A 25,539-nucleotide genomic window follows, 5' to 3' on the forward strand; every position below is an offset into this window, starting at 1 on the left:
CCTCTTTTTCTATCAGGAGAACATCAGGCCTCCCTTGTATGCTCTTAGTTTACAGACTATTCCTAAAAGAAAGGTTAAAGATATCCAAAAGAAATCTTAAAACAAAAAAACTGCCCTTAGACAGTTTTTATGTATTCTATATCGATAATTTTATCACAAACAGTTGCCAAAAGTTCCTCATCATGCGAGATTAGAATGACTAGCTTCTTTTCTTTCTTTAAAAAGGCCAGAGCCTTAGCCAGTTCCTTCATCTGAGCCAGATCCAATCCGCTAGAAGGCTCATCAAAGATGAGGATATCCTTGTCCGCCAATAAGCTGGCTACAATCATCAAGCGTTGCTGCTCACCCCCAGATAAGCTGACGGGGTGCCTGTCCAGCAAGCCATTCAAGCGAAAACGGCTGAGTAAATCTTCAGCAATCTCCTTGTTTTTTTTACCTAATGTAAGTTCTCTACGAACAGTTTCAGCAAAGAGTTGCAGGTGAACATCCTGCATGACAAAGCTGGTTTTTTCTAATCGTTGTCGTGATGACAAGACCTGTCCCTGCCAACTAATTTGGCTGGCCTTGTCCTCTTCTAAGCCAACTAAGAAACGAGCCAAACTGGTTTTGCCAAATCCATTGGGTCCGACAATGCCGACAACCTGACCTGGTGCAAGGCATAGGCCTTCAATCTTATAAAGAAGGTTTCCAGCTTGACTGACTGACAAATGTGAGATGGATAGCCCTTCCTCATCTGAAACAAACAGACTAGCCTGCTCTGCTATTGCCTGCCGATAAGGCTCCACATCATAACACCGTAAGCCCATGTCCTGACGACACTCCTCTGTTCTATGAAGGAAATCACTCGCTGGATAATCTGCAACCAGCTGACCATCCTGAAAGTAGAGATAGCGATCTGCCAAGTCTCCCAAATAAGCTAGCAGGTGTTCCGCAATCAAGATAGTCCGCCCTTCCTGTTTCAGCTTATGCAGGGTTTCCTTGACCTTTTGAACACCAACCTGGTCCAAATTTGCAGTCGGCTCATCTAAGAGCAAGACCGGACTACCCTGCATGGTCGCCGTAGCCAAGGCTACCAACTGCTTTTGCCCACCAGATAGTTGAAAAATTGGCTTCTCCAACAAATCTTCCAGTTGAAAGAGTGTATTGACCTGCTGCAAGCGTTTTGCAATTTCCTCCCTTGAAAGTCCCTGATTCTCACAAGGAAAGACCAGCTCATGCAAGACTTGGGAATGGAAAAATTGAGTAGCGGGATTTTGAAAAACGGAGGCTACATAGTAGGACAGCTCCTCCACGCTAGTCTGTCCAATATTTAGCTGACCTAGAAAGGCTTGTCCTGCAAGCTGAGCGGGATAATATTCAGGAATCAATCCATTGAGCAGTTTGAGCAGACTAGATTTACCAGAGCCACTAGGACCACACAAGGCGACACATTGCCCAGTTGGAATGGTCAGCTCCTTAATCTGTAAAGCCGGTTTGGCCGCACCTAAGTAAGTTATCTCTATATTCTTTAATGAAATAGTCGTGTCCATAGAAGAAAGACTAGACAACATAGACAAAGACTCCAATCTAGCCAAGTCCACTTTGACTTGACAAACTCACTGGGACGACCATGAAGCGCTAAGCCCTTGGTCAAGGTGGCCACTGTCAAATCCTGTGCAGTGGTCAAGAGAGATAGCATCAGGGGGACCAAAAAGTACTCCAAATACCTAAGCGGTTGAAGGAGGATAGCCCACCTACTGAGGAAAATTCCTCTGACTTTCAACGATGCCCGAATAGTACGTGCATCTTGCTTGATAGCTGGCAAAAATCGAAACATGACCCCCAAGGTCAATAGGAAAGTTTCTGGCAGGTGCCATTTTCGCAAACCATGAATGAGCTCATAGCTACCAGTGGTCATCAAGAGCAAATGCCCTGCCAAAAGCGGTGGCCAGATATAGCCCATCACAACAAACAAATACGTCAACCAAGCAGGCAAGATAGACCAATAGGATAAGCCCTGAAACAGACCGTAGCCAATTAATCCAACAAGTGCCATTTTAGGCTTTCCAGAAAGCCAGAAAAGCAGGCTCAGTCCACAGACCAAGACTACATTTTCTATCCCGTTTAGTCGCATGCCATAGGTAAAACTGGTAAAGACGACTAAAAGAATTTTACTGCGCGCGTCTAATTTCATTACACCAAACCTGAACGGTCAAAGTAGCGTTTGACCATGTATTGTCCGAACAAGCCGCTCAGACTAGCTGCTAAGATAATGGTAAAGGATAGCCAGAGAACATTATTCGGTGTGAAATCCAGCATGACACGTGCTACATATTCTGCAGATTTTCCACGCGCTAAGAGATTGGCCTCATAGGCATCCCGCATCAACCACATGAGAATGATAGGACCTAGATTGCCAAAGGAAAAGAGAATAAAGCTGAGCAAGTTACTCCATTTATTCTTATAGGCACCTAGCTTAGCCAAGCCATCTCCCAACAAGCCAAAGGTCAAACTTGGTAAAAAGGCTGCTGTCATATAGCCTGATAGAAAGAAGAAAAAGGCCATGACTGCACCGACCAGGCTAATCGATCCAAACTTTCCAACTTTGGCAATCAAAAGCATATAAACTGGACCAGCTAAGAGGGCAGCAAAAGCTGGTGCGTACATCATATTTCCTGAACGGTCAAAGAAGACACCGATTAAGGTTCCTAAACCTACACACAGAAAATACAAGCCAGCTAAAGCCCCTGTCACCATGAGGTCTTTGATTTTTAATTGTTTCATTTATCGTTCCTTTTGTAAATTTCCATTCTCCAAGCGGAAGATGACATCCGCACAAGCCATAGTCGAACTTCTATGCGAAATCAAGAAGACCATACCCTGACAGTGTTCTTTGACCAACTGGATAAAACGAGCTTCATTGAGCGAGTCCAAGTTACTAGTTGGTTCATCAAAAATATAACAATCAGCCTGCTTGAGAAGAGCTCGCATGAGTTCCAAACGTTGCCCCTCTCCCGCTGAGAAATCACTTGCTTCCACAAGCGTATCCAAACCTTGTGGTGCCGCTTCAATCCGCTCCTTCATGTAGCATTTTTCAGCCAAGTCCATGATATGCTCATCTGACACATCTGTCCGTCCCAAAAGAAGATTCTCTCGAATGGTCTGACGAAAAATTTGTGGCACTTGAGGGACATAGGCAAAGGAGCCTTGCAGATGTGCCTTATCAACTTGACGACTATCGAATCCAGACAGGCTAATCTGACCAGACTGCCAGTCATACCAGCGCATGATGAGTTTCATCAAGGTTGATTTTCCTGTACCTGATTCACCGACCAGACCAATGATTCCACCTTGAGAGAACTGGACAGACAAGTTGCGATAGAGACCTGTTTCCCGGTCATCGTAGTCAAAGTCCAGTTGGTCAATTACAATATCTTTCACACTGACCTCAACAAGCTCACCTGTTCGCTCTGCTTCTTTTTCATCCAAAAGAGCATAGATGTTGCGACCAGCATTCATAGCCCGTTTGAAACCAAGAGGCAGACGGCTGAGTTCCAAGAATGGCGCAAAAGAACTGGTGAAAGATACCAATAAAGCCACTCCTGTTGCCAACTCCAATTTTTGAGCGCCGACTAAATCAAAAGTCAACCATGCAAAGCCCATAATGGATAAGCCCACCACTAAGAAGGACACCGCATACTGCATAAAGTTGGTTTGGGCAACTCTCCGTTCCTGACCATTAACCTCTTGACTTTTTTGAGTCAAACTAGCAAAGCGGGCATCGGTCTGTTGGAATTGCATAAGGTCTTTCATACTCTTGAGACTTTCAATAAAGTAGGACACATAGCCTTTACGACTGGCATTTTGCTCCTTGAGTAAGGGTTGTAAGTTCTTAGCAAAGCGATTGGGAATAGCGATCGCCAAGAGGACATATGTTAGGAGAGCCAGCAAGGCCAAGCCCCAACTAGATAGACCGAAATACAGGGTCAAGCCAAGGGCCACCAAAATCCCCGTACAGATTGGAGCAATAGTATGAGCAAAAAAGACTTCTAAAGCTTCAATGTCCTCCCCAATCATCTTGAGCAGGCTACCACTGTCCTGCCGGTCCAATTTCCCAGGAGCCAAGGCCCGCAATTTTGCAAAAATCAGACGGCGGTAGGCAGCCAGGGTATGAAAGGCCACATAGTGACCAAAGTAGTGCTCGCCATAGCGGAAGGCACCACGCAGAAGAGCTAGAATGACTAAAGCTCCCAAGGTCCATAGCGGAGCAGGATTGCCAGCAAGGGCATTAAAAGCCAGATAGACTAGCGTTACTGGAATAGCAATGGTCACTACCTGCCCCAAAACCGCAAAGCAAACCGCTACTACAATCCGTGGCAAAAGGTGTTTCATGGAGTGCAAGAGTCTCGGAATCAGCACCCGTGTTGGCATTTCTTTCTTATCCATAAACGGACTCCTCCAATTCTCTTTGTTTATCGACCAGCTGACGGTAGGCTGGACTGGTTTGATAAAGCCAGCTATGGTTGCCTGTCACCGCTCCCTCCGCAGACAAGAAGAGAATATCATCTGCCTGTTCCACCTGCTTCATCTTATGCGTAATAATGATGACAATAGCATCCTTAGCGACCAAATTAATCAAGTCATAAATCAAGCCTTCATTGTCTTGGTCCACACTTGAGGTCACCTCATCAAAAATATAGAGCGAGCGTTTAGCCAAGATTGCACGGGCACAAATGACCTGCTGGCGTTGACCAGGAGACAAGAAAGCACCATCATCGCCAACTACCGTGTCCAAACCATCTTTCAGGTTCTTGATAAATTGCAAGACACTATGCTCCTCTGCCCAAGCCAAGATGTCCTCCTTGGACAAATCGCAAGCCATCCGCAAATTGTCATAAATTGACTGATTAAGAAGATAAGACTGACCAGACACATAGAGGACCTGCTCATTCAGCGACAACTGACTGACACCTGAAATCTCCTGCTCACCCAAGTAAATCGCTCCCTTATCCGCCTGCAAGCGTCGCAAGAGTAGCTGAGCCAAGGTCGTTTTCCCCTGACCAGATTCACCCGCCAAAGCATAGACACGACCTGCTGTCATGGTCATGGAAATATTCTCTAAAACAGATTTTTCGCCGTAGGCAAAGGCCAGATTTTCAAGTGTCAAACTATCGAAGACTTGCACATGTACAGAATCCATTTCCTGCTCCGCTGTCATGCTGTCCAAGAAACCAAAGATGCGATCCGCCATCTTGGTATTCATCATAACCAAGTGCATACCGTAGCCCTGCTCCCGAATCGGTGCAAAAAACTCCGTCGCAATGAGGACAAAGAAAAGCATACTAAACAGAGATAAATTGCCTGCCGCTAGGCTATTGACCGCTACAAAACCAGACAGACCAATACCTAGATACATAACCGCATCCATGTAGCCTACCGCTTGCAGTTGGAAACTGAGCAACTCCATGGTCGCATCGCGGAAGTCCTCCGCCTGCTCACTAAAGGTCTTCTCGTAAGTCGCATCCGCCTGATATGAGTAAAGAGTGTTGAGCCCCTTGAGGTCATCCAAGAAGAGATTGCCCACATCCATGTAGGAGCCCCAGTAGCGATTCATGATCCGCTTGGACCGCTTCTGCATAGCGATAATGGAAATGGGAATCAAAGGCAAGGCCAAGATGAAAATGACCGCACCCAACGGGAAAATCAGAAAGACCAGCAAGAGCACAGTCGCACAGTTAAACTGGGTCCGCAAGGACGAAGCCAAATAGTAGGAATAGTAAGTATCCAGACTGTCAATTCCCTGCGAAGCGATGTTAAAAACATCAGCCGCAGTTGCTGTTGAGTCAAACTGACCGTCCTTGGCCAAAAGGGCCTCAAAGAAGGACTGCTTGAGCGAATCCCGAGCAAACTGGGAGCCCAAGCCCTGCAAACGCTTGGCGATCAAGGCCACACCGTAACCAAAGGCATTCAAACCTAACAAAATGAGGACATATTGCAGTAAATCAACCTGACCACCTTCATAATAGGTCACAAAACCTTGGGCAATCAGATAAAAGGAAATAATCCGCATCAAAAATTGTACCCAGGATAAAAAAGCTGCTAGATAAACTAGCTTCATTTTTGGCTTAATCCGTTCTTTCAGACGCTTCAAAAGCGCCTTTTTCTTTTCTCGAGAGATTTTCTCCTGTTCTTGTGCCATGGCTCACCCATTCTTTCTCATTTTCTATCATTCAATAGTCACGTCAAACCAACCCCTATTATATCATTCTTTGAATTGTCTGTAAATTCTAAGTAAAATAAAACTGGATTTCTCCAGTTTTCTTATTGCTGATCCAAAGCACGTAGCATTTGATCAATTTTATTACCATATTCAATCGATTGGTCTTTTTCAAAGACCAAATCAGGGATTTTATAAAGAGTAAGCTTGCGACCGAGTTCTCTCTTAATGGTTCCTGTTGCTTTTTCCAGACCTGTTTGGGCTTTTTGATTATCCGATGCCAAGTCACTCATAATAGAGTAATAGACTTTGGCTACTGATAAATCGCCAACCATCTGCACATCTGTAATGGTCACTCCTTGTACACGGGGGTCACGGACCTTTTTCTGCAAAATCTCATTCACTTCGCGTTTGATTTCCATACCCACACGGTCTGTACGAAAATGGTTTGCCATAGAGCATTTCCTTTCTTACATGATAGAAAAGCTGAGTTTCCTCAGCTTTAAGTAATTACAGTAGGTTCAATTTACTGTATGCTTTGATTTATTTTTTAATTTCTTCCATGATGTAGGCTTCAATGGTATCGTCAACTTTCAAGTCGTTGTAGTTCTCAATCATGAGACCACCTTCTTGGGCATTGCCGACTTCCTTAACATCGTCCTTATAACGTTTCAAGCTTGCCAACTGACCATCAAAGACAACCACACCGTCACGGATAACGCGGACGCTTGAATCACGGGTAACTTTACCACGGATAACCATAAATCCTCCGATAGTACCAACTTTGGATACCTTGAAGGTTTCACGAATAGTTGCTTCACCAATGATTTTCTCTTCGTACTCAGGATCCAACATCCCTTTCATAGCGTCTTCCATTTCCTCAATCACCTTGTAGATGATACTGTGGAGACGAACTTCTACCTCATCTGCTTCTGCCTGTTGGCGTGCTTCTGGTGTAGGACGAACGTTAAATCCAATAACAAGAGCATTCGACGCTTCTGCAAGGGTAATATCTGATTCATTGATGGCACCGACTGCTGAGTGGACAATATTAACACGCACCCCTTCCACTTCAATCTTTTGAAGAGATGAAGACAAGGCTTCAACAGATCCTTGTACGTCAGCCTTGATAATGACGTTAACAGACTTGACTTCACCTGCTTTAAGAGTATCAAAGAGGTTTTCAAGGCTAACACGTTGGGTAGCTTGACGTTGTTTGAGAAGGGCACGTTTAGCACGCTCTTCACCAGCTGCACGAGCAGATTTTTCATCTTCATAAACTGCGAAATGGTCTCCCGCCATCGGAGTTTCATTCAAACCAGTGATAGAGACTGGTGTAGACGGACCTGCAACTTTAACACGACGACCAAGGTCATTAGTCATAGCACGGACACGACCAAAGGTATTTCCGACAACGATTGGATCTTGAACATTAAGGGTGCCTTGTTGAATAAGGAGAGTTGCAACCGCACCTTTTCCTTTGTCCAGATGCGCCTCAATAACTGTACCAATCGCACGAACTGTAGGGTCAGCCTTGAGTTCTTGAATTTCAGCTACCAACAGAACAGTTTCTAGCAATTCATCTATGTTTTGGTTGAACTTAGCTGAGATTTCCACAAACTCAGACTCTCCGCCCCAGGCAGTTGAGATAACACCATGTTCTGCCAATTCACCGATAACACGCTCAGGGTTAGCACCTGGTTTATCAATCTTGTTAATGGCAACAATAATTGGAACATTGGCAGCTTTGGAATGGTTGATAGCCTCGATAGTCTGCGGCATTACACCATCATCTGCTGCAACGACCAAAATCGTCAAATCGGTAACAGAGGCACCACGCGCACGCATAGATGTGAAAGCCGCGTGTCCAGGAGTATCCAAGAAGGTGATTTTCTTACCACTTTCTTCGATCTGATAGGCACCAATATGCTGGGTAATACCACCAGCTTCTCCGGTTGCGATACGTGAGTTACGAAGGGTATCCAAAAGAGTTGTCTTACCATGGTCAACGTGTCCCATGATAGTCACAACTGGTGGACGCTCTACCAATTCATCTTCGTTAAGGTAACCTTCTTCTACGAAGAATCGCTCGATGTCTGCATTATCAACTTCTACTTTTTCCTTCGCTTCGATACCATAATCAACCATGAGGAGTTCAATGGTGTCTCCATCTAGAGATTGGTTTTGTGTTGCCATAACACCCATCAGGAAGAGTTTCTTCACGATTTCTGCAGGTTCACGCTTAATACGTTTAGCGATTTCTGCAACGGTCATACCAGCAGTGTACTCAAACTCTGTTGGCAACTCATGGAACTTACGTTCTGTTACAGGTTTAGTAGGCTGATTATTCTTGCCTTTTTTATTTTTCTTGTTATTATTCCAGTTACTATTTCTTTGATTTCTCACTTGATTTTGACTATTTCGATTTCTTTGTTGTTTTCTTGGACCATCTTCTTCGTCACTATTGAAGTCACGTTTTTTATCTGGTCGTGCTTGTTTTTTCCGACGGGTATCAGCATTTGCCGGTTCTACTGGAACTGGAGCAGGTTTTACAACTGGCTTCACTTCCTCTACCGGTTCTTCAAACTTGATTTCCTTCGGTTTTTTCGGTTGTTTTTTAGCCTCTTGGGCTTGACGGAATCGCTCCTCGCTCGTGCGAGCATATTCTGCATTTTGCTCTGCTTTTAAAGCTGCTGCACGTGCTTTAAAGTCAATTTTAACAGCCGGTGATGGGCTTTCTTGACGGCGATTCTGGCGTTCAAATCGTCCTGCTTGTCCTTGTGGTCGACGATCGTTTCCACCTTGGCGACGGTCTTGACCTTTGAAGTCACGACGATCTCCTGTCCGTACTTCTTTTCGGTCATCACGGCGAACGTTATCACGACGGTCTTGGCTAGGCTTATTCTGCGAACGTCCTGCACCTTGACCCTGTGTACGTTTCGTTGCTTGTTCCTTAGCCCGTGCTTCCCGTTCTGCCTTAAAATTGCGACTCTTTGGTCGTTGAACTGTCGGGCGAGCAGGCCCTTCTTGTGCAACTGCAGAAGCAACTAGTTTCGTTTCCAAATCCTCTTTTTTCGTTTCTGACTTCTCTATTTGGCTTGACTGTGTTTCCGACGCAGCTACCTGTTCTTTCTTGGTAGTCGGTTTCGTTTCATTTTTTCCCTTACCAAAGCTAGCAACGATACGCTGAGCACTCACTTCATCTACACTAGATGCGTGACTTTTAACATCAAAGCCCAGTTCCTGTGCCTTGGAAACGACTTCCTTACTGGTAAGCCCTAATTCACGGGCAATTTCATTCAATCTCTTCTTAGACAATGCCTTGTCCTCCTGTTCTATTCCATAATAGACCTCATCTTCTTTGTAAATCCAGTGTCTGTTACTGCAAGGACTTTTCGTGCCTTGCCAACAGCCGCACTTAATTCCAGCGTTGAAAACGCGGTTACAACTTCTACGTGATAGGTATGACTTTTGTCAGTTACTTTTTTACTTAAATTTGGGCCAGCATCTGCCGCTAAAAATACAAGTTTAGCCTGCTGTTTTTGTATAGCCTCAACGACTAAATCCTCTCCTGAAACCAGGCGACCTGCTCGCTGAGCTAATCCCAATAGATTTAAGATTTTCTGTGTTTTATTCGAGTCCAAGCTCTCTCCTTTTGACCTTGTGGTCAACGTAGCTAATCAATTCATCGTAAAATTCAGGAGCTACTTCCATGCTAAAAGCACGGTTAAAAACTTGCTTTTTCTTAGCTAGAGCAGCTTCTTCATTGTCCAGTTTGATATAGGCACCGCGTCCATTAGCTTTACCTGTCGGATCTATAAAGACTTGGCCCTCTTTATTTTTTACGATGCGGAGCAAATCTCGTTTATCAATGATTTCTCCAGACACTACGGATTTTCGTAAAGGTATCTTTCTAGCTTTTGCCATGACTACCTCCTGCTTAGACTATTCTGCTGCGTCGGCTTCGTCAAATTCTGCCTGCTCTGCATCTCCATACAAGGCAGCTTCGATAGCTTCGTATTCAGTCGCAGATTTGATATCAATACGGAAGCCTGTCAAATGAGCCGCTAGGCGAACGTTTTGTCCACGACGACCGATTGCAAGAGATAGCTTATCATCTGGGACAACCACTGTTGCATGTTTGCCATCTTCTGTGTCAAAGATAACCTGATCGACTTCAGCAGGAGCAAGGGCATTGTAGATGAACTCAGCTTCATCTGGTACCCACTCGATAACATCAATATTCTCTTCAGTCGGAATCATACGGTCATTCTTAGCATCATAACGAGCTGGATGGAATTTACTGGTAATTTTCTTAATGTTAGCTCCACCACGACCAACGATAGTCCCAATTGCATCTACGTTTGGATTGTGACTACGAACTGCTACCTTAGTGCGATCACCAGCCTCACGAGAGACGCTCATGATTTCTACTGTTCCGTCGTAAACTTCTGGAATTTCTTGTTCCATGAGACGTTTAATCATTTCTGGGTGACTACGGCTAACAAAGACATTGACGCCACGACCATTATCTTCTACTTTGTAAACATAGACCTCAATTCGGTCATGCGATTGGAAAACTTCCCCTGGAATCTGATCTTGTTTCGAAAGTTGAGCTTCAATCGTGCCTAAGTTAACATAGATGAATCGATTATCAAAACGTTCAACCGTCCCAGACATAATCTCACTTTCATGTGCCTTATAAGTATTGTAGGTAATGGCACGCTTTTGCTTGCGCATTTTTTCCATGATAGTCTGCTTAGCAGACTGAGCTGCTACTCGACCAAATTCAGCAGGTGATTCTGGTGATTTGATTTTATCTCCAAGCTCATAAGCTGATGAGATGGCCAAGGCATCTTTGAGGCTGATTTCCAAACGGCTATCGAATACTTCATCGACCACTTCTCGTACAGTGTATACGTGGAAATCTCCTTTTTTCTCATCATATTCAATCGCTGCAGACTCAGACTGTCCGTAACGACGCTTGTAAGCAGAGCGGAGGGATTCCGTTACCGCCTCGATGATGTCCTCTTTATTAATACCCATGTCTTCCTCTAACACGCGGAAGGCTTCTAGCATTTCTTTACTCATGATTTTTTCCTTTTGTAACAAAAGGTCCTTTCTTATTAAATACTGTATCTAACTTAGCACCAAGTCTGTGAAACTTAGCCTATAGGGAGTTATAGCTTAACAGCCAATCTAGCTTTAGCCACCATAGAATATGGAATCGTCACTTCTTTCTTACGGGTCTTATCCAGGTATTCGATGACCAACTCTTCACCATTGAAAGAAAGAAGAGTTCCTTCAAAAATCTTCACCTTGTCAATAGCTTGATAGAGCTTAACGTGAATGTATTTCCCGATTGCCTGTTCCACAGCTGCTGCTGTTTTAAGTGGTCGCTCTAAACCAGGACTAGTGACTTCCAGCATATACTGGTCCGGGAAAGGGGCTGGCTGAATACTATCTAATAAGGGGCTTATAATTTCAGATAAATCTGCTGTATCTTGTAAACTAATCCCACCTTCTTTATCGACAAAGATAGACAGAACATAGTCTCCACCCATTTTTCCATACTCCACATCTACCAACTCGTAAGGAGCCTGAATGGACGGAGCAACAGTCTGAGTTACAACCTCAACAATTGAAGACATAGCTACCTCCTTTATTTGCTTACGTTGAAAGGGCTGACTTTCGTCAACCCCTTTCTCTCGCTATTTCTGTTGATTATTCTAGCACAATTTTCTTCTATTGTAAAGAAAAACGATGCAAAAGCCCTAAAATGAGCTTTCTGACACCGTTTTGATGAATGTTTTATTGAAATTGTGCCTCTACGCGATATATAACTTGACCCTTTTTAGAGAACTTTTCCTCGTATTCAGTCATGACATTGCCCTCAAAATCACTGGCATGCAAATCCAACCAGACCTGATTGAGTACCATGCCATACTGAGAAAAACTTACCAAACTATATTCAAACAAACCTCGGTTGTCTGTTTTAAAATGAATTTCTCCCTTATCTGGTAAGATTTCCTTATAGGTATCCAAGAAAGACTTATAAGTCAAGCGGCGCTTTTCATGCCGTTTCTTAGGCCATGGATCAGAAAAATTCAAATACAAGCGATCAATCTCTGCTGGTGCAAAATAGTTGGTCAAGCTGGACCCATCCACCTGCAAGAGTTTAATATTAGGCAAGCCTGCTTCTAAAACGCGATCCAAGGCATAGGATAAAACTGTCAATTGGATATCAATTCCGATATAGTTGATATCTGGATTCTGTGCTGCCATCCCTGTAACAAAACGACCTTTCCCAGATCCGACTTCCACATGAATGGGATTGTTATTGCAAAAGATTTCTGCCCATTTCCCCTTACAGTCTTCTGGATTTAAGATGACATATTGAGGATTATTGGCAAGGAGTTCTGGTGCTCCTTTTCGATTTCTAACTCTCATAATTCCTTATAAAAACTCTGACGAAAATGTCGTAAGATGTAAATCTCTCTATTAGCTGCTTCTAAATTATAACTTTCAACATGTTTAGTAATCTGATTGAGATAGCCTAGCTGACCATACCAATAGATTTTCTTCAGAACAGCGCTATTGTACTTATAACCGTAAGCACGCAACCATTCTTCCCACTGCCTCCGCGGAATGTAGTGAGTCAAGAGGTAGGCCACATCCAGCATACGATCCGTCACACAGGCTGTCTCCCAATCTGTCAAGTAAACTAAACCGCTGGTTGTCTCTACCCAATTTTTATGATGCAAGTCTCCATGAACAAAAGTCGCCGTATCCTTGTGAAAACTTGGTAGATTCTGAAGTAAATCCTGGCAGACGGATTGTAGATAACTATTTTTCACCAAACGAGCAGGAGCCTCTTCTTGCCATCTACGTACTAAGTCCTGTGGTTCCTGATAGGTGTAATTTAGCTGTAGAGCCTGATTGAGCAAAATACGTGAAAAGTGCATTCGTACTAAGATCTGCCGTACTTGCTTGTTGCCCATATCCTCCCTATCCAAGGTCCGCCCATTCAACCATTCCTGCTCCACACGTTGCCCCATACCCAGCTCCCGATTCGCAGAGAGAACCGGCGGAGTAATTTGCTCCCGAGCCAAGGCTGATACAATGGGAGGCATTTCGTACTTGACAAATACCGGCGTTCCGTCTGACCGAAGACCCTTAAATGCTTTTCCGCTGTTCCCTGAAATAGACTGTAACTGAAGCCCATTCGAATCAAACTTCATGCCATTCCTCCTTTAAAAATTCTTTACTATTTTACTAGTTTTCAGAACATTAGTCAATCAATTTCTTCGCTTTCAACGTTAGATAGATTGTGTTGAGAAAGAGGCCACCTAATAACAGCACTGCAAGAACTTGGTCATTTCCAAATCTAAGCCAGGCGACGATTATTTCAACCAATAAAAATACATTCATTAAGAAACTGACAAATTGCTTAAAACCTACTCGTTTTAAGGTTGAATCAATAGGATAAACGTTAGTCAGGTATTGATAATCATAAACATGAATAAGAGCAAAAAGCTGGAATAGCAATAGATAATGAAAAACTAAAGCCAGACCAACAGCTAACCAAGCCAGTTTTACCCAGTATAGAGCTAGTAGACTGAGCATCGAAAGGCGTATAAATAAGCCAAAATAGTCACCCGATCGCACAAAGGCACGAGCAAAAAGGTAGAACCAAACGTTTTTTGAACCACGACTAGATATTCCTAGTAGCCCATCCATATACCTTCTCGGCTTGACTGAATTTGTGACACCTTTTACATGTGTAAAGAGAGCAAAAAACTGTAAAATACTTTGCTTTCTTCGTTGTTCATCTCTTATCGCTCTATTCCAATCCAGATTCCCACCTTTTTTCCAAAGAACAAGTTGTCTATCAAATAGGATATATTTAAGAGCAGTTAAACCCGCTATCCCCCCCACAAAGACAGGGATACTAACGCCCAATCGTAAATAAATAGAAAGAAGGAAAACCTGTCCAATTCCCTGAACAATCGACCAAAAGATAAAAGCACGATAGCAACTAGCCTGTAGCCAAGACCATACCTTCGTTTCTTGGGGTAAAAGAAACACTTGATCAGCTTCTTCCATATAATTAGCAATACGTCCAGAAAGCAATAACAGTATAGAAATCAGACTCAATGCCACATAAATCGGCAAGTGTTGATTTGGAAAATTCTCTAATAAATTTCGATATTGCAAGGTTATAAAACCTAATAATACCATTAAGACCAAGATAAAGTGGTCATTGAATACATAACGAAGATACCGAGCACAAGATTGTAAAAATATTCGCCGTCTTTCTTGAAAAATCTGCTTCATCAATCCGCTCCCTCTTGCGTCAAGTACAAGTAAATCTCAGTTAAACTGGCATTCAGCATGGAAAATTCGGACTGCAAATCCGACAAAGTTCCTTGAGCACGTACCTGACCTTGATGCAAGATAACAAAACGATCACACATTTTTTCTGCAGAATCGAGTACATGTGTGGACATTAAAATAGACGTACCTTTAGATTTTTCTTCTTCTAAAAGTCCAATCAAATCAGCAATTGCTACAGGATCCAATCCCAAAAAAGGCTCATCCACAATCAGTAAACTTGGCTCAATCATCAGAGCACAGATAATCATCACCTTTTGTTTCATCCCCTTAGAAAAGTGTATTGGATACCAGTCCAACTTTTCATCCAAACGAAAAAGTTTAAGCAACTTGTCTGCAATACGTAGAGCCTTGTTTTTTTCAATTCCAAAGGCCAAAGCAACCACTTCTAGATGCTCTTTCAAAGTCAGTTCTTCATACAGACTAGGCGTCTCAGGGATAAAACCAATCTTTTTTCGAAAACTCTCAGTCTCTTCTGAAATAGATTTTCCATCAAGAAGAATCTGACCTTGATAGAGAGGTAATACCCCTATAATCTCCTTGATAGTGGTCGATTTCCCTGCACCATTCAAGCCAATTAAGCCAACCAGTTCCCCATCAGACACTTCAAAAGTTACATCTTTCAAGACAGGGATATTGGCATAACCACCGCTAATATTTTTTACTTCTAACATACATTTCTTCCTACATTTTGCTATAATTATTATAACAAAATTTCAAAAAAGAGGTTGGAAATATGTCAGATTGTATTTTTTGTAAAATTGTTGCTGGGGATATCCCAGCTTCAAAAGTCTATGAGGATGATTCACTTTTAGCCTTTTTAGATATCACACAGGTCACTAAAGGCCATACATTGGTTATTCCAAAAAAGCACTTCCGCAATACTTTAGACTTGGATCCAGAAACAGCTGGAACTCTCTTTTCTGTCGTTCCTCAGCTCGCTAGTCATTTAAAAGAAAAACTAAATGCTGATGGACTGAATATCCTCAATAATAATGAGGAAGCCGCAGGTCAAACCGTTTTTCATACTCATATCCATCTTCTTCCCCGCTATGGTGATAAGGATGGTTTAACAATTGACTTCCAGACCAACGAACCTGATTTTAACAATCTCGGTCAACTAGCTCAAGAACTCTACCTAGGAGAAAATTTATGAAACTTCGTAACATACTATTAACTGGCTGTGCTGCTACTGTTACCTATCTAGTGATTAAAAACCGTGAAAAAATTATCCAAGAAGTCCAAGATTCACTCAATCAAATTCAAACAATCGAGTCCAACTACAACAACATCCAAAAGCAGTTAGACATTATCCAGAGCTACCGAACTCCTTTGGCAGAGATGGCTGCCGACTTAGGTTACAAGACCCGTGTCTACCAACAAAGTATCGCTGCCAATTTAAGGGAAATTGAAAAAATTCGTGAGAAGTATATTGTTGACGAACAATAAATACGAAATAGCGCACAGCTACCGCTGTACGCTATTTTTTTAAGATTTCTATTGAGAGTCTGAACTTGCGGTTGAACTAGAACTTGTAGTACTAGTATCGCTTGACGAGGTTATTGTACTTGTTGTAAAATCCCCTGTCCCTTCTACCAGTGTTGTACCGGTATACACATCAACAATATTGACTGGACTAGACCCACCAAAAAGTAATTCCAACGTCTGGACATTGGTCCGTAACTCTGTAGCAGCTGGTAAGCCAAGAGAAGTCTTGATAATATTTTGAATTTCAAACAGATGCTGACTGGTCGGAATTTGGTAGGATAACCCATCAACCATCTCTCCCTCACCATCTAACTGATAGGATTCAATGGTATTCAGGGAATCTCGATACCCCAGTAAGCTGTTCATCGTTGAGCTTGATATCTCAATATCCGTTTGCATATTATTCGAAACTGCATCTAGAATGCCTTTATATTTGGTAAATCCATCTAATTGTAAGAGTTTATTTAAAACAGCTGCAATTACTTCCCTCTGTCGTTTCTGACGACCATAGTCTCCTTCTGGGTCATCATATCGCATACGCGCATAAACCAAAGCCTGCTCCCCATTAATCAACTGCACGCCTGGCTGGATAACCGCTGTATAACCTGGCTCCTGTTCCGCGATAGAGATTGGGAAACCGAGCGTATTATTTACAGTAATCCCTCCAAGTTTGTTAACCAATTCTACCAAACCATCCATATTGATTTGAACATAGCGATTAATGTCTATGTCTAGCATTTTTTCAATAGTTGCGACAGCCATCGGAGCTTGACCATAACTATATGAGTGATTTAATTTTTCTAAGGTACCTGTAGCTGTTCCATCAGGGTCAGTAATATTAACCATTATATCACGTGGAAGACTGACCATCGTTGTCTTCTTAGTCTCTGGATTGACTGTCACCACTATCATTGTGTCACTACGTCCACCTTCCCAAGCACCTCCCCGAGTTTGGCTGGTATCTACACCCATAAGCAAAATCGTAATGGGTTCAGTAGCTTCAATAATATTGTCCTCTTCAGCAGAACCATCCAACTTCTTATAAGTTTTAAGCAATGCTGAATCCGAGTAATTCAAAACAGTTGCTGCATAAAGTATTCCCGCGCCTATAGTTAGCCCAATAACTGCTAGCAACATAAAAAAGATTTTTTTTCCAATTGTCATTTTTCTTCTATGAGCCTACCCATATAATAAAGGTCCAGCCACTCTCCTTCATCTGTTCTAGCCCCTCTTTTCTGGGTGCCTTCTATACTAAATCCATACTTTTTATAGAGATGAACCGCTGCTTGATTGCGTACTTGGACAGTCAACTCCAAACGCTTGATGAGGTCCATTTCCCGAGCCCAGGTTATAACTTCATCCAACAAAATCGATCCAATCCCATAGCCCCAATAAGCTTTTTTGACTGCAATAAAAATATTCCCAATATGGCTAATCCGAAACTGTTGAGAAGTTTTGACTGAAATCGCACCAATCACTTCCGAACCAACTTTTGCTAGGAGGCATAGTTCACGAGGATTCTCAAGTCCAGCCTCAAAAGTTGTCTCCATTTGCTCTTGGCTAAATCGAAAACCTGTTTCATCCATAACCAGATAGTCAGTTTCCTTTGCCACCTGATTCATAAAGTCAATAAAGGCAGGAGCATCGCTTGGTTCAGCTTCTTCAAAAACGATTTCTTTCCTACTCATACTCTAAGTCCTCTAGTAAAGCCTGACTATTCGGTCCATGTGCCTGAAAAATCAGTTCACGACCTTCTGCTTTTTTTTCGATCCTAATAAAAAGATAGTCTCCCAACAGATGGTCGTCAAGTAAATCTCCCCACTCAATCACGGTCACGCCATTCCCAAAGAGAAAATCGTCCAAGTCAATCGAGTCAGGATCGTCACCTAATCGATAGACATCCAAGTGATAAAGTGGCAAACGCCCTTCATACTCTCGAACAATGGTATAGGTTGGACTTTTAATCATCTGTTCAATTCCTAATCCCTTTGCAATTCCCTTGGTCAATGTGGTCTTTCCTGCTCCCAAGTCTCCCGATAAAACCAAAATATGATTAGCTTTTGCATGCTGGCCAATTTTTGAACCAAGTGCAACTAACTCTGCTTCGTTTCGACTATACATACCCTACATTATATCACAGGGAAGAAAATTTGTCATACATAATCCAACAACTTTTATGTGGTAAACATTCGGCAGAAAATAGATACTCTGAAACCAATAGCTTTACAATCACTACATGCACCATCATCAATATCATTAATACATAAAACAAAAAGTACTAGAGATAGCTTGGCTACTCTAGTACAAAAATTATGATATCTCTATTGCAGATAAAGTCGTCTTTATTCTGCTTTTTTGACGATTTCTAGCACCCTATAAAAATTGATTTTCCGAGCCTTCTTGTATGTTAAGAAATAATCAATAATCGTCCAAATTCCCAAACCTCCTGCAGTAATCAACTTGAGAATCCCTAAGCCTACATCTCCAATAAGGAAACGATCAACACCTAGTCCACCGAACAACAAGGAACAAATTAAAACGATTTGCGGGTCTATTAATTCAACGGCATATAGTTGTTGAAGCTTTTCTTGGGAGATACCATTTAAGGTTTTCTGTAAAACTAAGTGATCAGCGCCTTCAAACTTATTACTATTCATTAATAAAAATTGCTGGACCTGTTGTGATGTCTCTATTTCTCCCGCCATATAATCTTCGAAGTGAGTATCTAAAAATATTTTCCTGGACTCTTTTTTCGAAAAAACCTGTATAAAAATTAAAACAGCCATAATACCAACTAGCAAAAAGATAATATATCTAGGCATATTTACCTCCCTATTCCCATCCCCATTAAAAGAGCAAAAATTGAACTTATCAGAAACACAATACTCAAATATCTATTATTTTGCTTTCTTAAAATACCTAAATAAGTAAATACAAAAAGAAAGACAAAAATCAGCGTGTTAAAGAGGCACCACAAAAAGAAAACTGGATCAAAAATAACTATATCTATGAGCGAATAAGAAAGATGGACGTTAAAAAGTGTCTGCGGAAATACATACGGCCAGAGAAAATGCAATACTAGCCATGTAAGTCCAACAACTCCACAGACTATTCCCATTCCTCGACTTACCACAGAATTACTAATGTTTTTCATATCTATCCTCCATATTTTTGTTGTTATAATAATGTCAAAATATTGGTTGTGATACAAATAATACTACTATCTTTTGCAAAAAACTGGGTTGCCCCAGTTTTTGCTTTAAATAATCGCTAAGATAATAAAATTGATGATAAAGAGGGCAGTTGCTCCCCACAGAATTGGATGGATTTCTTTCGCCTTACCTGTCGAAACTTTCACCAAGCAGTAGAAGATAAAGGCTGCTGCAATACCGTATGAAATGGAGAAGCAAAGTGCCATGAAAAAGGCTGCAAAGAAGGCCGGAAGAGCATCTTCGAATTGACTCCAATCAACATCAAGGAAGGATGAAACCATCATTACACCGACGATAATCAAAGCTGGTGCTGTTGCTGCTGCCGGTACAATACCAATAAATGGCAAGATAAGGATAGAGAGCAAGAACAGAACTGCTGTCGTTACAGCTGTCAAACCTGTACGACCGCCCGCTGAAATACCCGCTGCTGACTCAACATAAGTTGTTGTATTTGATGTACCAAAGAGGGCACCGATAGATGTACCAATAGCATCCGCAAAGAGAGCCTTGTCCATCTTAGAGTTGAAACCAGTACCGTTTTCAAGAGCTTTTTCATCTTCTTCTGAGAAGATACCTGTCTTACGACCTGTACCGATAAAGGTACCGAGAGTATCAAAAGTATCAGACAAACTAAAAGCAAAGATGGTCATCAAAACAAGTGGCAGACGGCTTGAATCAGCAAAGAGTGATGATAAACCACCAAAAGCAGCAAGGAAAGTTGTTCCTAATTCCCCAAAAGCAGTACCGATATTATTGTTTGCAAAATCAATAGTAGAAAGATCTACAACACCTGCTGGAATACCTGCCAAGGTTGTTGCGATGATACCAATCAAAATAGCACCACGAACATTTTTAATAACCAAAACAGCTGTTAAAAGAAGACCAAAGACTGTCAAAAGAACACTTGGATCAGTAAAAGTTGAGATTCCCGGTACTACACCACCACCAGCAAAAACAGAGAAGACACCATTTGAGAAAGTTTCTGCTGTTGCATCGGCCGGAGCTACACCATTGACAGTAATAATATCTGAACCAGAAGTCAAGAAGGTAATCAAGTTAGAGTTTTTGAAACCTAGGTAGGCAACAAATACACCAATACCACCACCGATAGCGTGTTGCAAGCTTATTGGGATCGCCTTGATGATGCTCTTACGAACTTTTGTAACCGTAATAAAGATGTTAAACAAACCGCAGAGGAAAACCATAGCCAAAGCTTCTTGCCAAGTAAAACCAAGACCAATTACCACTGTATAGGTGAAGAAAGCATTCAGACCCATACCCGGAGCCAATGCATAGGGAACATTGGCAAATAATCCCATAATCAAAGTTGAAACCGCACTAGCAATAATAGTTGCCAAGAAAACAGCCTGAGTAGGCATTCCTGCTACGCTCAGCACACTCGGGTTGACAAACAAGATGTAAGACATGGCGAAGAAAGTCGTAAGACCAGCCATGAGTTCAGTTGAAACGGTCGTACCGTGTTCTTTAAGTTTAAAAAACTTATCCATTATTTTTCATTCTCCTTTTTTACGAACGATACTTTTATTATAAACTCAACAATGTTATTTTTCAACAATATTTGTTTTAAATCCATTCAAAAACTATACATCGTTCGTTATTTACGAACATTCGCCTCATTCCTATTCTTTTTTAATAAAATTTTGATTGTCTACTTGCTTTCTGTTATACTGGAAGTTATAAATCTAATAGAGTAATAGAAAGTTTGAAAACTGACGGTATGAAGACAAAAATAATTGCACTAGACCTTGATGGAACCTTACTAAATACAGATAGCCAGCTAACCGATTATACTATTTCAACTATCAAAAAAGTGAAAAATGCTGGGCATACTGTTTTGATTGCAACAGGTCGTCCCTATCGCATGGCTGCACATTATTATAAGCAACTGGAATTAGATACTCCAATGATTAACTTCAATGGATCCTTAATTCATAAGCCGGGACAATCTTGGCAGTGGGAGAAAAATATTCTTATTGACAAGCAATACCTACTGGATTTCCTTCAAGAAGAAGAACGCTTCGAAGCAGATTTCATTGCAGGTGAGTACAAAAATAAATTCTACATTACTCAAAATAACTTAGACAAGATTGATCCCACCTTGATGGGGGTTGAACAAATAACACCCGAAACTCTCATCAAACCTGAACTTATCACAAGTGACCCTCACTCTATTCTGATGCAAACACGCGCAGCTGATAAGTACGAATTAGCAAAAGAAATGAATGCGTATTTTAACGATGAACTAGAAATAAACACATGGGGAGGTCCTCTAAATATCCTAGAAACCTGCGCAAAAGGTGTCAATAAAGCCACTGCGCTAACCTACGTGCTAGATCTTTTCCAAGCCAGCCCAAAAGACTTAGTCGCTTTTGGTGATGAACACAACGATGTCGAAATGCTTCAATTAGCTGGTGCTGGCTATGCTATGAAAAACTGCAGTCAGGCACTTCTTTCCAGTGCAGATTATATGACAGAATTTAGCAATGCCAATGATGGAGTTGCAAGAGAACTTGAAAAAATGTTTTTGTAAAAGGGAGTCGGAAAAATCTCAAAAGGTCAAAATAGAATTCCCACCCTCCATATTTGTAAATTCGGCTGAAACAGTTGGACTGGTGACTATTGGAGGTTGGAAATAGAGCGAGCTTGTTCACCTTAGTCATATAGGTCCTATTTAGAGTGCAAAACACAAGCAAATCTGCCAATCAACCATTGCACGGAGATGTTAACGTGAAGTCTGAGAAACGAGCTGGACGTTTTGCCCGGCCCTTTTTTTGTTACCTTGACACAATATGAGGATATCCATTTTACGTCTGATTATGACTTCTGTCGCTTTTTGAAAGTTTCTGAAATGTTTTGAAGCGTTTTGACAGCAAATAACTTTTTTACGCTTGACAAATATCCTGAAAACGGTTTATAATGGAACAGTTCGAAAAATGTAAGCCTATTCATAGTTTTACATTTCAAAGGAACTAGAAAAAATTTAGGAGGATCAATAATGAGTATTGGAATCATTATTGCAAGTCATGGCGAATTTGCTGCTGGTATTCATCAGTCAGGTTCAATGATCTTTGGCGAACAAGAAAAAGTACAAGTTGTCACTTTTATGCCAAGTGAAGGTCCTGATGATTTATATGCTAAGCTAAATGCTGCCGTGGACGCATTCGATGCCGATGATGAAGTTTTGGTTTTGGCTGACCTTTGGAGTGGTTCACCATTTAACCAAGCAAGCCGCGTAGCTGGTGAAAATCCAGACCGCAAGGTAGTAATCATCACAGGTCTAAACTTGCCAATGCTTATCCAAGCATACACAGAACGTATGATTAATGCTTCTGCTGGTGTGGAAGAAGTTGCGGCAAACATTATTAAGGAAGCTAAGGATGGTATCAAAGTTCTCCCAGAAGAACTTCAACCAGCTGAAGCTACTCCTGTGGCAACTGCCACTCCTGCTGCACCTCAAGGTGCTATCCCTCCAGGAACTGTTATTGGTGACGGCAAGTTGAAAATCAACTTGGCTCGTATCGATACGCGTCTCTTGCATGGTCAAGTGGCGACTGGTTGGACTCCTGCTTCCAAAGCAGATCGTATCATCGTTGCATCAGATACAGTTGCCAAAGATGAATTGCGTAAACAACTCATCAAACAAGCTGCACCTGGTAACGTAAAAGCGAACGTTGTCCCAATCAAGAAATTGATTGAGGTTTCTAAAGACCCTCGATTCGGTAACACTCACGCCTTGATTCTTTTCGAAACTCCTCAAGAAGCTCTTGAAGCAATTGAAGGTGGTGTTGAAATCAAAGAATTGAACGTTGGTTCTATGGCTCACTCAACTGGTAAAACAATGGTTAACAACGTATTGTCAATGGACAAAGATGACGTTGCAACCTTTGAAAAATTGCGTGACCTTGGCGTTGAATTTGATGTGCGTAAAGTACCAAACGATTCGAAGAAAGACTTGTTTGAACTTATCAACAAGGCAAACGTTCAATAAATCGATCTGTTAGTATAGAAAGGATTACAACATGTCAGATATTACACTTATTTCTGCAATTCTCGTTGTCATCGTTGCCTTCTTCGCTGGTCTTGAAGGTATCCTTGACGAATTCCAATTCCATCAACCATTGGTAGCTTGTACCCTTATCGGTCTTGTAACTGGTAACTTGGCTGCAGGCGTTATGCTCGGTGGTTCCCTACAAATGATTGCACTTGGTTGGGCAAACATCGGTGCAGCTGTTGCACCAGACGCAGCACTTGCTTCTGTTGCTGCTGCTATCATCATGATCAAAGGTGGCGACTTCTCAGCAGAAGGTATTGCCGTTGCAACAACAACTGCTATCCCTCTTGCCGTAGCTGGTCTTTTCCTTACTATGATTGTACGTACAATCTCAGTTGGTCTTGTACACGGTGCTGATAATGCTGCAAAAAGTGCTAACTTTGCTGCAGTAGAACGTTACCACTTATTTGCTCTCCTTCTTCAAGGTTTGCGTATCGCGATTCCTGCTGCTCTTCTTCTTGCAATTCCTGCAGAAGCTGTTCAATCAGTACTTGAAGCAATGCCAGCATGGTTATCAGGTGGTATGGCCGTTGGTGGTGGTATGGTTGTTGCCGTAGGTTACGCTATGGTTATCAACATGATGGCAACACGTGAAGTATGGCCATTCTTCGCTCTTGGTTTTGCATTTGCTGCCCTTAGCGAATTGACACTTATCGCTCTTGGTGTTATCGGTGTTGCAATTGCTCTTATCTACCTCAACTTGTCTAAACAAGGTGGTTCAGGTAACGGTGGTGCTTCATCAAACGACCCAATCGGCGACATCCTTGAAGACTACTAAGAGAAGGGAGATTTAACCATGTCAGAAAAAATTCAACTTTCCGTAAGCGATCGTAAAAAAGTTTGGTGGCGTTCAACCTTCCTTCAAGGTTCATGGAACTACGAACGTATGCAAAACTTAGGTTGGGCATATGCAGTGATCCCTGCTATCAAAAAACTCTACACGAAAAAAGAAGACCAAGCAGCTGCTCTTGAGCGTCACTTGGAATTCTTCAACACTCACCCATACGTTGCTTCACCAATCCTTGGTGTAACGCTTGCCCTTGAAGAAGAACGCGCAAACGGTGCTGCCATCGATGACACAGCTATCCAAGGTGTGAAAATCGGTATGATGGGACCTCTTGCTGGTATCGGTGATCCAGTTTTCTGGTTTACTGTTCGTCCAATTCTTGGCGCTCTTGGTGCTTCACTTGCTATGAGTGGCAATATCATGGGACCAATCATCTTCTTCTTTGGTTGGAACGCAATCCGTATGGCCTTCCTATGGTACACTCAAGAATTTGGTTACAAAGCTGGTAGTGAGATTACCAAAGATATGTCAGGTGGTATCCTTCAAGATATCACAAAAGGCGCTTCAATCCTTGGTATGTTCATCCTTGCCGTTCTTGTTCAACGTTGGGTATCTATCAACTTCACCGTTGACCTTCCTGCAAAACAGTTATCAGAAGGTGCTTACATCGTCTTCCCAGAAGGCACTGTAACAGGTACTGAACTTCAAGGTATCTTGGGTGACGCCCTCAGCGGACTTAGCCTCTACCCAACTCAAGCACAAACCTTGCAAGGCCAGTTGAACAGCTTGATTCCTGGTTTGATGGGACTTCTCCTTACTTTCCTCTGCATGCACTTGCTTAAGAAGAAAGTAACGCCAATCACTATGATTATTGGTCTCTTCATCGTAGGTATTCTTGCTCGTTTCTTCGGAATTATGTAATCTATTGCCCCGCACCTGCGGGGTTTTATGGTATAATGAATATCTAAGAAGGGAGCACTATGGCACAATCACAAAACACTAGCGTTGAGCTACAAACCACAGGGGTTTCCTACATGGGATTTGGTGGTAAGGTTGGCAAATTTTTACTTGGTGACAAGGCTCTAGAATTCTATCCTGATAGCAACGTTGAGCGCTATATCCAGATTCCTTGGTCAGAGATGACTAGCATTGGTGCAAATGTTTCTGGAAAAACAATCAGTCGACATTTTGAAATTTACACCGAAAAAAGTCGCTTCCTGTTTGCTTCCAAAGACTCTGGTAAGATTCTCAAAGTTGCTCGTGAGCATATCGGTAATGAGAAAGTTGTAAAATTACCAACTCTCATTCAAACAATTGGAAGAAAAATTTCTAATCTATTTGCCAAAAAATAAAAAATCAAGTATAATAGTGGAAACGGATAAGTAGCTTC

General features: G+C 42.0%; 27 protein-coding genes and 2 pseudogenes. 7 read left to right on the forward strand and 22 right to left on the reverse strand.

Annotated features, from left to right (window positions below):
- Positions 1 to 116 precede the first annotated feature (116 nt).
- From AC4CS8_RS07925 to AC4CS8_RS08000, 16 genes and pseudogenes are all read right to left on the reverse strand, one after another.
- Complete coding sequence (locus AC4CS8_RS07925; RefSeq protein WP_493892708.1) at positions 117 to 1,550, reverse strand: ABC transporter ATP-binding protein; 1,434 nt, start codon at positions 1,548 to 1,550, stop codon at positions 117 to 119.
- Positions 1,508 to 2,173, reverse strand: coding sequence for an energy-coupling factor transporter transmembrane component T (locus AC4CS8_RS07930; protein ID WP_493892709.1), 666 nt, complete (start codon positions 2,171 to 2,173; stop codon positions 1,508 to 1,510). The genes AC4CS8_RS07925 and AC4CS8_RS07930 overlap by 43 nt, the downstream gene beginning before the upstream one ends.
- On the reverse strand, positions 2,173 to 2,763 hold the full coding sequence (locus AC4CS8_RS07935) for an MptD family putative ECF transporter S component (RefSeq protein ID WP_493892710.1): 591 nt from the start codon (positions 2,761 to 2,763) through the stop codon (positions 2,173 to 2,175). The genes AC4CS8_RS07930 and AC4CS8_RS07935 overlap by 1 nt, the downstream gene beginning before the upstream one ends.
- Positions 2,764 to 4,425 carry an amino acid ABC transporter ATP-binding/permease protein gene (locus AC4CS8_RS07940; RefSeq protein WP_493892711.1) on the reverse strand — a complete coding sequence of 554 codons (1,662 nt, stop codon included), beginning with the start codon at positions 4,423 to 4,425 and terminating at the stop codon, positions 2,764 to 2,766.
- Positions 4,418 to 6,178 (reverse strand): ABC transporter ATP-binding protein/permease, encoded by a 1,761-nt coding sequence (locus AC4CS8_RS07945; RefSeq protein WP_493892712.1) that lies wholly within the window; start codon positions 6,176 to 6,178, stop codon positions 4,418 to 4,420. Before AC4CS8_RS07945 ends, AC4CS8_RS07940 begins: the two co-directional genes overlap by 8 nt.
- Positions 6,179 to 6,300: 122 nt before the next feature.
- On the reverse strand, positions 6,301 to 6,651 hold the full coding sequence (gene rbfA, locus AC4CS8_RS07950) for a 30S ribosome-binding factor RbfA (RefSeq protein WP_493892713.1): 351 nt from the start codon (positions 6,649 to 6,651) through the stop codon (positions 6,301 to 6,303).
- Positions 6,652 to 6,739: 88 nt separating this feature from the next.
- Positions 6,740 to 9,202, reverse strand: a pseudogene (gene infB / locus AC4CS8_RS07955) (translation initiation factor IF-2); the annotation flags it as partial.
- Between the two features lie 155 nt (positions 9,203 to 9,357).
- Positions 9,358 to 9,514: pseudogene (locus AC4CS8_RS07960) on the reverse strand (translation initiation factor IF-2 N-terminal domain-containing protein); the annotation flags it as partial.
- A 17-nt stretch (positions 9,515 to 9,531) separates the two neighbouring features.
- Positions 9,532 to 9,840 carry a YlxQ-related RNA-binding protein gene (locus AC4CS8_RS07965; RefSeq protein WP_493892714.1) on the reverse strand — a complete coding sequence of 103 codons (309 nt, stop codon included), beginning with the start codon at positions 9,838 to 9,840 and terminating at the stop codon, positions 9,532 to 9,534.
- Positions 9,827 to 10,123, reverse strand: a complete 297-nt coding sequence (rnpM, locus tag AC4CS8_RS07970; protein ID WP_493892715.1) for an RNase P modulator RnpM — start codon at positions 10,121 to 10,123, stop codon at positions 9,827 to 9,829. The genes AC4CS8_RS07965 and rnpM overlap by 14 nt, the downstream gene beginning before the upstream one ends.
- A gap of 18 nt (positions 10,124 to 10,141) precedes the next feature.
- Positions 10,142 to 11,287: a transcription termination factor NusA gene (gene nusA / locus AC4CS8_RS07975; protein ID WP_493892716.1), complete on the reverse strand. Its 1,146-nt coding sequence runs from the start codon at positions 11,285 to 11,287 to the stop codon at positions 10,142 to 10,144.
- An 89-nt stretch (positions 11,288 to 11,376) separates the two neighbouring features.
- A complete protein-coding gene (rimP, locus tag AC4CS8_RS07980; RefSeq protein ID WP_493892717.1) occupies positions 11,377 to 11,847 on the reverse strand; it encodes a ribosome maturation factor RimP in 471 nt (156 codons plus the stop codon).
- Between the two features lie 160 nt (positions 11,848 to 12,007).
- Complete coding sequence (gene trmB, locus AC4CS8_RS07985) at positions 12,008 to 12,646, reverse strand: tRNA (guanosine(46)-N7)-methyltransferase TrmB (RefSeq protein WP_493892718.1); 639 nt, start codon at positions 12,644 to 12,646, stop codon at positions 12,008 to 12,010.
- On the reverse strand, positions 12,643 to 13,437 hold the full coding sequence (ccrZ, locus tag AC4CS8_RS07990) for a cell cycle regulator CcrZ (protein ID WP_493892719.1): 795 nt from the start codon (positions 13,435 to 13,437) through the stop codon (positions 12,643 to 12,645). Before ccrZ ends, trmB begins: the two co-directional genes overlap by 4 nt.
- A 49-nt stretch (positions 13,438 to 13,486) precedes the next feature.
- On the reverse strand, positions 13,487 to 14,533 hold the full coding sequence (locus tag AC4CS8_RS07995; protein WP_493892720.1) for an ABC transporter permease: 1,047 nt from the start codon (positions 14,531 to 14,533) through the stop codon (positions 13,487 to 13,489).
- Positions 14,533 to 15,264 (reverse strand): ABC transporter ATP-binding protein, encoded by a 732-nt coding sequence (locus AC4CS8_RS08000; RefSeq protein WP_493892721.1) that lies wholly within the window; start codon positions 15,262 to 15,264, stop codon positions 14,533 to 14,535. Before AC4CS8_RS08000 ends, AC4CS8_RS07995 begins: the two co-directional genes overlap by 1 nt.
- A 62-nt stretch (positions 15,265 to 15,326) precedes the next feature.
- On the opposite strand from AC4CS8_RS08000, the gene AC4CS8_RS08005 reads away from it, so the two are divergent.
- Both AC4CS8_RS08005 and AC4CS8_RS08010 read left to right on the forward strand, forming a co-directional pair.
- On the forward strand, positions 15,327 to 15,746 hold the full coding sequence (locus tag AC4CS8_RS08005; protein ID WP_493892722.1) for an HIT family protein: 420 nt from the start codon (positions 15,327 to 15,329) through the stop codon (positions 15,744 to 15,746).
- Positions 15,743 to 16,039: a chemotaxis protein gene (locus tag AC4CS8_RS08010; protein ID WP_493892723.1), complete on the forward strand. Its 297-nt coding sequence runs from the start codon at positions 15,743 to 15,745 to the stop codon at positions 16,037 to 16,039. The genes AC4CS8_RS08005 and AC4CS8_RS08010 overlap by 4 nt, the downstream gene beginning before the upstream one ends.
- Positions 16,040 to 16,087: 48 nt before the next feature.
- Here the strand turns inward: AC4CS8_RS08010 and lytR are convergent, their stop codons facing one another.
- From lytR to AC4CS8_RS08040, 6 genes are all read right to left on the reverse strand, one after another.
- A complete protein-coding gene (lytR, locus tag AC4CS8_RS08015; protein WP_493892724.1) occupies positions 16,088 to 17,242 on the reverse strand; it encodes a glycopolymer--peptidoglycan transferase LytR in 1,155 nt (384 codons plus the stop codon).
- Positions 17,239 to 17,766, reverse strand: coding sequence for a GNAT family N-acetyltransferase (locus AC4CS8_RS08020; protein WP_493892725.1), 528 nt, complete (start codon positions 17,764 to 17,766; stop codon positions 17,239 to 17,241). Before AC4CS8_RS08020 ends, lytR begins: the two co-directional genes overlap by 4 nt.
- Positions 17,759 to 18,199, reverse strand: a complete 441-nt coding sequence (gene tsaE / locus AC4CS8_RS08025) for a tRNA (adenosine(37)-N6)-threonylcarbamoyltransferase complex ATPase subunit type 1 TsaE (protein WP_493892726.1) — start codon at positions 18,197 to 18,199, stop codon at positions 17,759 to 17,761. Before tsaE ends, AC4CS8_RS08020 begins: the two co-directional genes overlap by 8 nt.
- Before the next feature lie 221 nt (positions 18,200 to 18,420).
- Complete coding sequence (locus tag AC4CS8_RS08030; RefSeq protein ID WP_493892727.1) at positions 18,421 to 18,900, reverse strand: TM2 domain-containing protein; 480 nt, start codon at positions 18,898 to 18,900, stop codon at positions 18,421 to 18,423.
- A 2-nt stretch (positions 18,901 to 18,902) separates the two neighbouring features.
- Positions 18,903 to 19,232, reverse strand: a complete 330-nt coding sequence (locus AC4CS8_RS08035) for a hypothetical protein (protein WP_493892728.1) — start codon at positions 19,230 to 19,232, stop codon at positions 18,903 to 18,905.
- Between the two features lie 105 nt (positions 19,233 to 19,337).
- Positions 19,338 to 20,798: an NCS2 family permease gene (locus tag AC4CS8_RS08040; RefSeq protein ID WP_493892729.1), complete on the reverse strand. Its 1,461-nt coding sequence runs from the start codon at positions 20,796 to 20,798 to the stop codon at positions 19,338 to 19,340.
- A 230-nt stretch (positions 20,799 to 21,028) separates the two neighbouring features.
- Between AC4CS8_RS08040 and AC4CS8_RS08045 the strand changes: the two genes are divergently transcribed.
- The 5 genes from AC4CS8_RS08045 (at position 21,029) to AC4CS8_RS08065 (ending at position 25,501) form a co-directional block, all read left to right on the forward strand.
- Entirely contained in the window at positions 21,029 to 21,841 is an 813-nt protein-coding gene (locus tag AC4CS8_RS08045) for a Cof-type HAD-IIB family hydrolase (protein WP_493892730.1), read from the forward strand.
- A gap of 465 nt (positions 21,842 to 22,306) precedes the next feature.
- Positions 22,307 to 23,299, forward strand: a complete 993-nt coding sequence (locus tag AC4CS8_RS08050) for a PTS sugar transporter subunit IIB (RefSeq protein WP_493892731.1) — start codon at positions 22,307 to 22,309, stop codon at positions 23,297 to 23,299.
- 31 nt (positions 23,300 to 23,330) lie between these two features.
- Entirely contained in the window at positions 23,331 to 24,140 is an 810-nt protein-coding gene (locus tag AC4CS8_RS08055; RefSeq protein WP_493892732.1) for a PTS mannose/fructose/sorbose transporter subunit IIC, read from the forward strand.
- An 18-nt stretch (positions 24,141 to 24,158) separates the two neighbouring features.
- A complete protein-coding gene (locus AC4CS8_RS08060) occupies positions 24,159 to 25,070 on the forward strand; it encodes a PTS system mannose/fructose/sorbose family transporter subunit IID (protein WP_248027188.1) in 912 nt (303 codons plus the stop codon).
- A gap of 59 nt (positions 25,071 to 25,129) precedes the next feature.
- Positions 25,130 to 25,501 carry a DUF956 family protein gene (locus AC4CS8_RS08065; protein WP_024403603.1) on the forward strand — a complete coding sequence of 124 codons (372 nt, stop codon included), beginning with the start codon at positions 25,130 to 25,132 and terminating at the stop codon, positions 25,499 to 25,501.
- The last annotated feature ends 38 nt before the right edge of the window (positions 25,502 to 25,539 follow it).

The organism is Streptococcus sp. NSSLK0004 (assembly GCF_059039125.1).

Bases quoted from the DNA above. Each gene is read 5' to 3' on its own strand.
- AC4CS8_RS07925 (WP_493892708.1), bottom strand. From the start codon at position 1,550: ATGTTGTCTAGTCTTTCTTCTATGGACACGACTATTTCATTAAAGAAT.
- AC4CS8_RS07930 (WP_493892709.1), bottom strand. From the start codon at position 2,173: ATGAAATTAGACGCGCGCAGTAAAATTCTTTTAGTCGTCTTTACCAGT.
- AC4CS8_RS07935 (WP_493892710.1), bottom strand. From the start codon at position 2,763: ATGAAACAATTAAAAATCAAAGACCTCATGGTGACAGGGGCTTTAGCT.
- AC4CS8_RS07940 (WP_493892711.1), bottom strand. From the start codon at position 4,425: ATGGATAAGAAAGAAATGCCAACACGGGTGCTGATTCCGAGACTCTTG.
- AC4CS8_RS07945 (WP_493892712.1), bottom strand. From the start codon at position 6,178: ATGGCACAAGAACAGGAGAAAATCTCTCGAGAAAAGAAAAAGGCGCTT.
- rbfA (WP_493892713.1), bottom strand. From the start codon at position 6,651: ATGGCAAACCATTTTCGTACAGACCGTGTGGGTATGGAAATCAAACGC.
- rnpM (WP_493892715.1), bottom strand. From the start codon at position 10,123: ATGGCAAAAGCTAGAAAGATACCTTTACGAAAATCCGTAGTGTCTGGA.
- nusA (WP_493892716.1), bottom strand. From the start codon at position 11,287: ATGAGTAAAGAAATGCTAGAAGCCTTCCGCGTGTTAGAGGAAGACATG.
- rimP (WP_493892717.1), bottom strand. From the start codon at position 11,847: ATGTCTTCAATTGTTGAGGTTGTAACTCAGACTGTTGCTCCGTCCATT.
- trmB (WP_493892718.1), bottom strand. From the start codon at position 12,646: ATGAGAGTTAGAAATCGAAAAGGAGCACCAGAACTCCTTGCCAATAAT.
- ccrZ (WP_493892719.1), bottom strand. From the start codon at position 13,437: ATGAAGTTTGATTCGAATGGGCTTCAGTTACAGTCTATTTCAGGGAAC.
- AC4CS8_RS07995 (WP_493892720.1), bottom strand. From the start codon at position 14,533: ATGAAGCAGATTTTTCAAGAAAGACGGCGAATATTTTTACAATCTTGT.
- AC4CS8_RS08000 (WP_493892721.1), bottom strand. From the start codon at position 15,264: ATGTTAGAAGTAAAAAATATTAGCGGTGGTTATGCCAATATCCCTGTC.
- AC4CS8_RS08005 (WP_493892722.1), top strand. From the start codon at position 15,327: ATGTCAGATTGTATTTTTTGTAAAATTGTTGCTGGGGATATCCCAGCT.
- AC4CS8_RS08010 (WP_493892723.1), top strand. From the start codon at position 15,743: ATGAAACTTCGTAACATACTATTAACTGGCTGTGCTGCTACTGTTACC.
- lytR (WP_493892724.1), bottom strand. From the start codon at position 17,242: ATGACAATTGGAAAAAAAATCTTTTTTATGTTGCTAGCAGTTATTGGG.
- AC4CS8_RS08020 (WP_493892725.1), bottom strand. From the start codon at position 17,766: ATGAGTAGGAAAGAAATCGTTTTTGAAGAAGCTGAACCAAGCGATGCT.
- tsaE (WP_493892726.1), bottom strand. From the start codon at position 18,199: ATGTATAGTCGAAACGAAGCAGAGTTAGTTGCACTTGGTTCAAAAATT.
- AC4CS8_RS08030 (WP_493892727.1), bottom strand. From the start codon at position 18,900: ATGCCTAGATATATTATCTTTTTGCTAGTTGGTATTATGGCTGTTTTA.
- AC4CS8_RS08035 (WP_493892728.1), bottom strand. From the start codon at position 19,232: ATGAAAAACATTAGTAATTCTGTGGTAAGTCGAGGAATGGGAATAGTC.
- AC4CS8_RS08040 (WP_493892729.1), bottom strand. From the start codon at position 20,798: ATGGATAAGTTTTTTAAACTTAAAGAACACGGTACGACCGTTTCAACT.
- AC4CS8_RS08045 (WP_493892730.1), top strand. From the start codon at position 21,029: ATGAAGACAAAAATAATTGCACTAGACCTTGATGGAACCTTACTAAAT.
- AC4CS8_RS08050 (WP_493892731.1), top strand. From the start codon at position 22,307: ATGAGTATTGGAATCATTATTGCAAGTCATGGCGAATTTGCTGCTGGT.
- AC4CS8_RS08055 (WP_493892732.1), top strand. From the start codon at position 23,331: ATGTCAGATATTACACTTATTTCTGCAATTCTCGTTGTCATCGTTGCC.
- AC4CS8_RS08060 (WP_248027188.1), top strand. From the start codon at position 24,159: ATGTCAGAAAAAATTCAACTTTCCGTAAGCGATCGTAAAAAAGTTTGG.
- AC4CS8_RS08065 (WP_024403603.1), top strand. From the start codon at position 25,130: ATGGCACAATCACAAAACACTAGCGTTGAGCTACAAACCACAGGGGTT.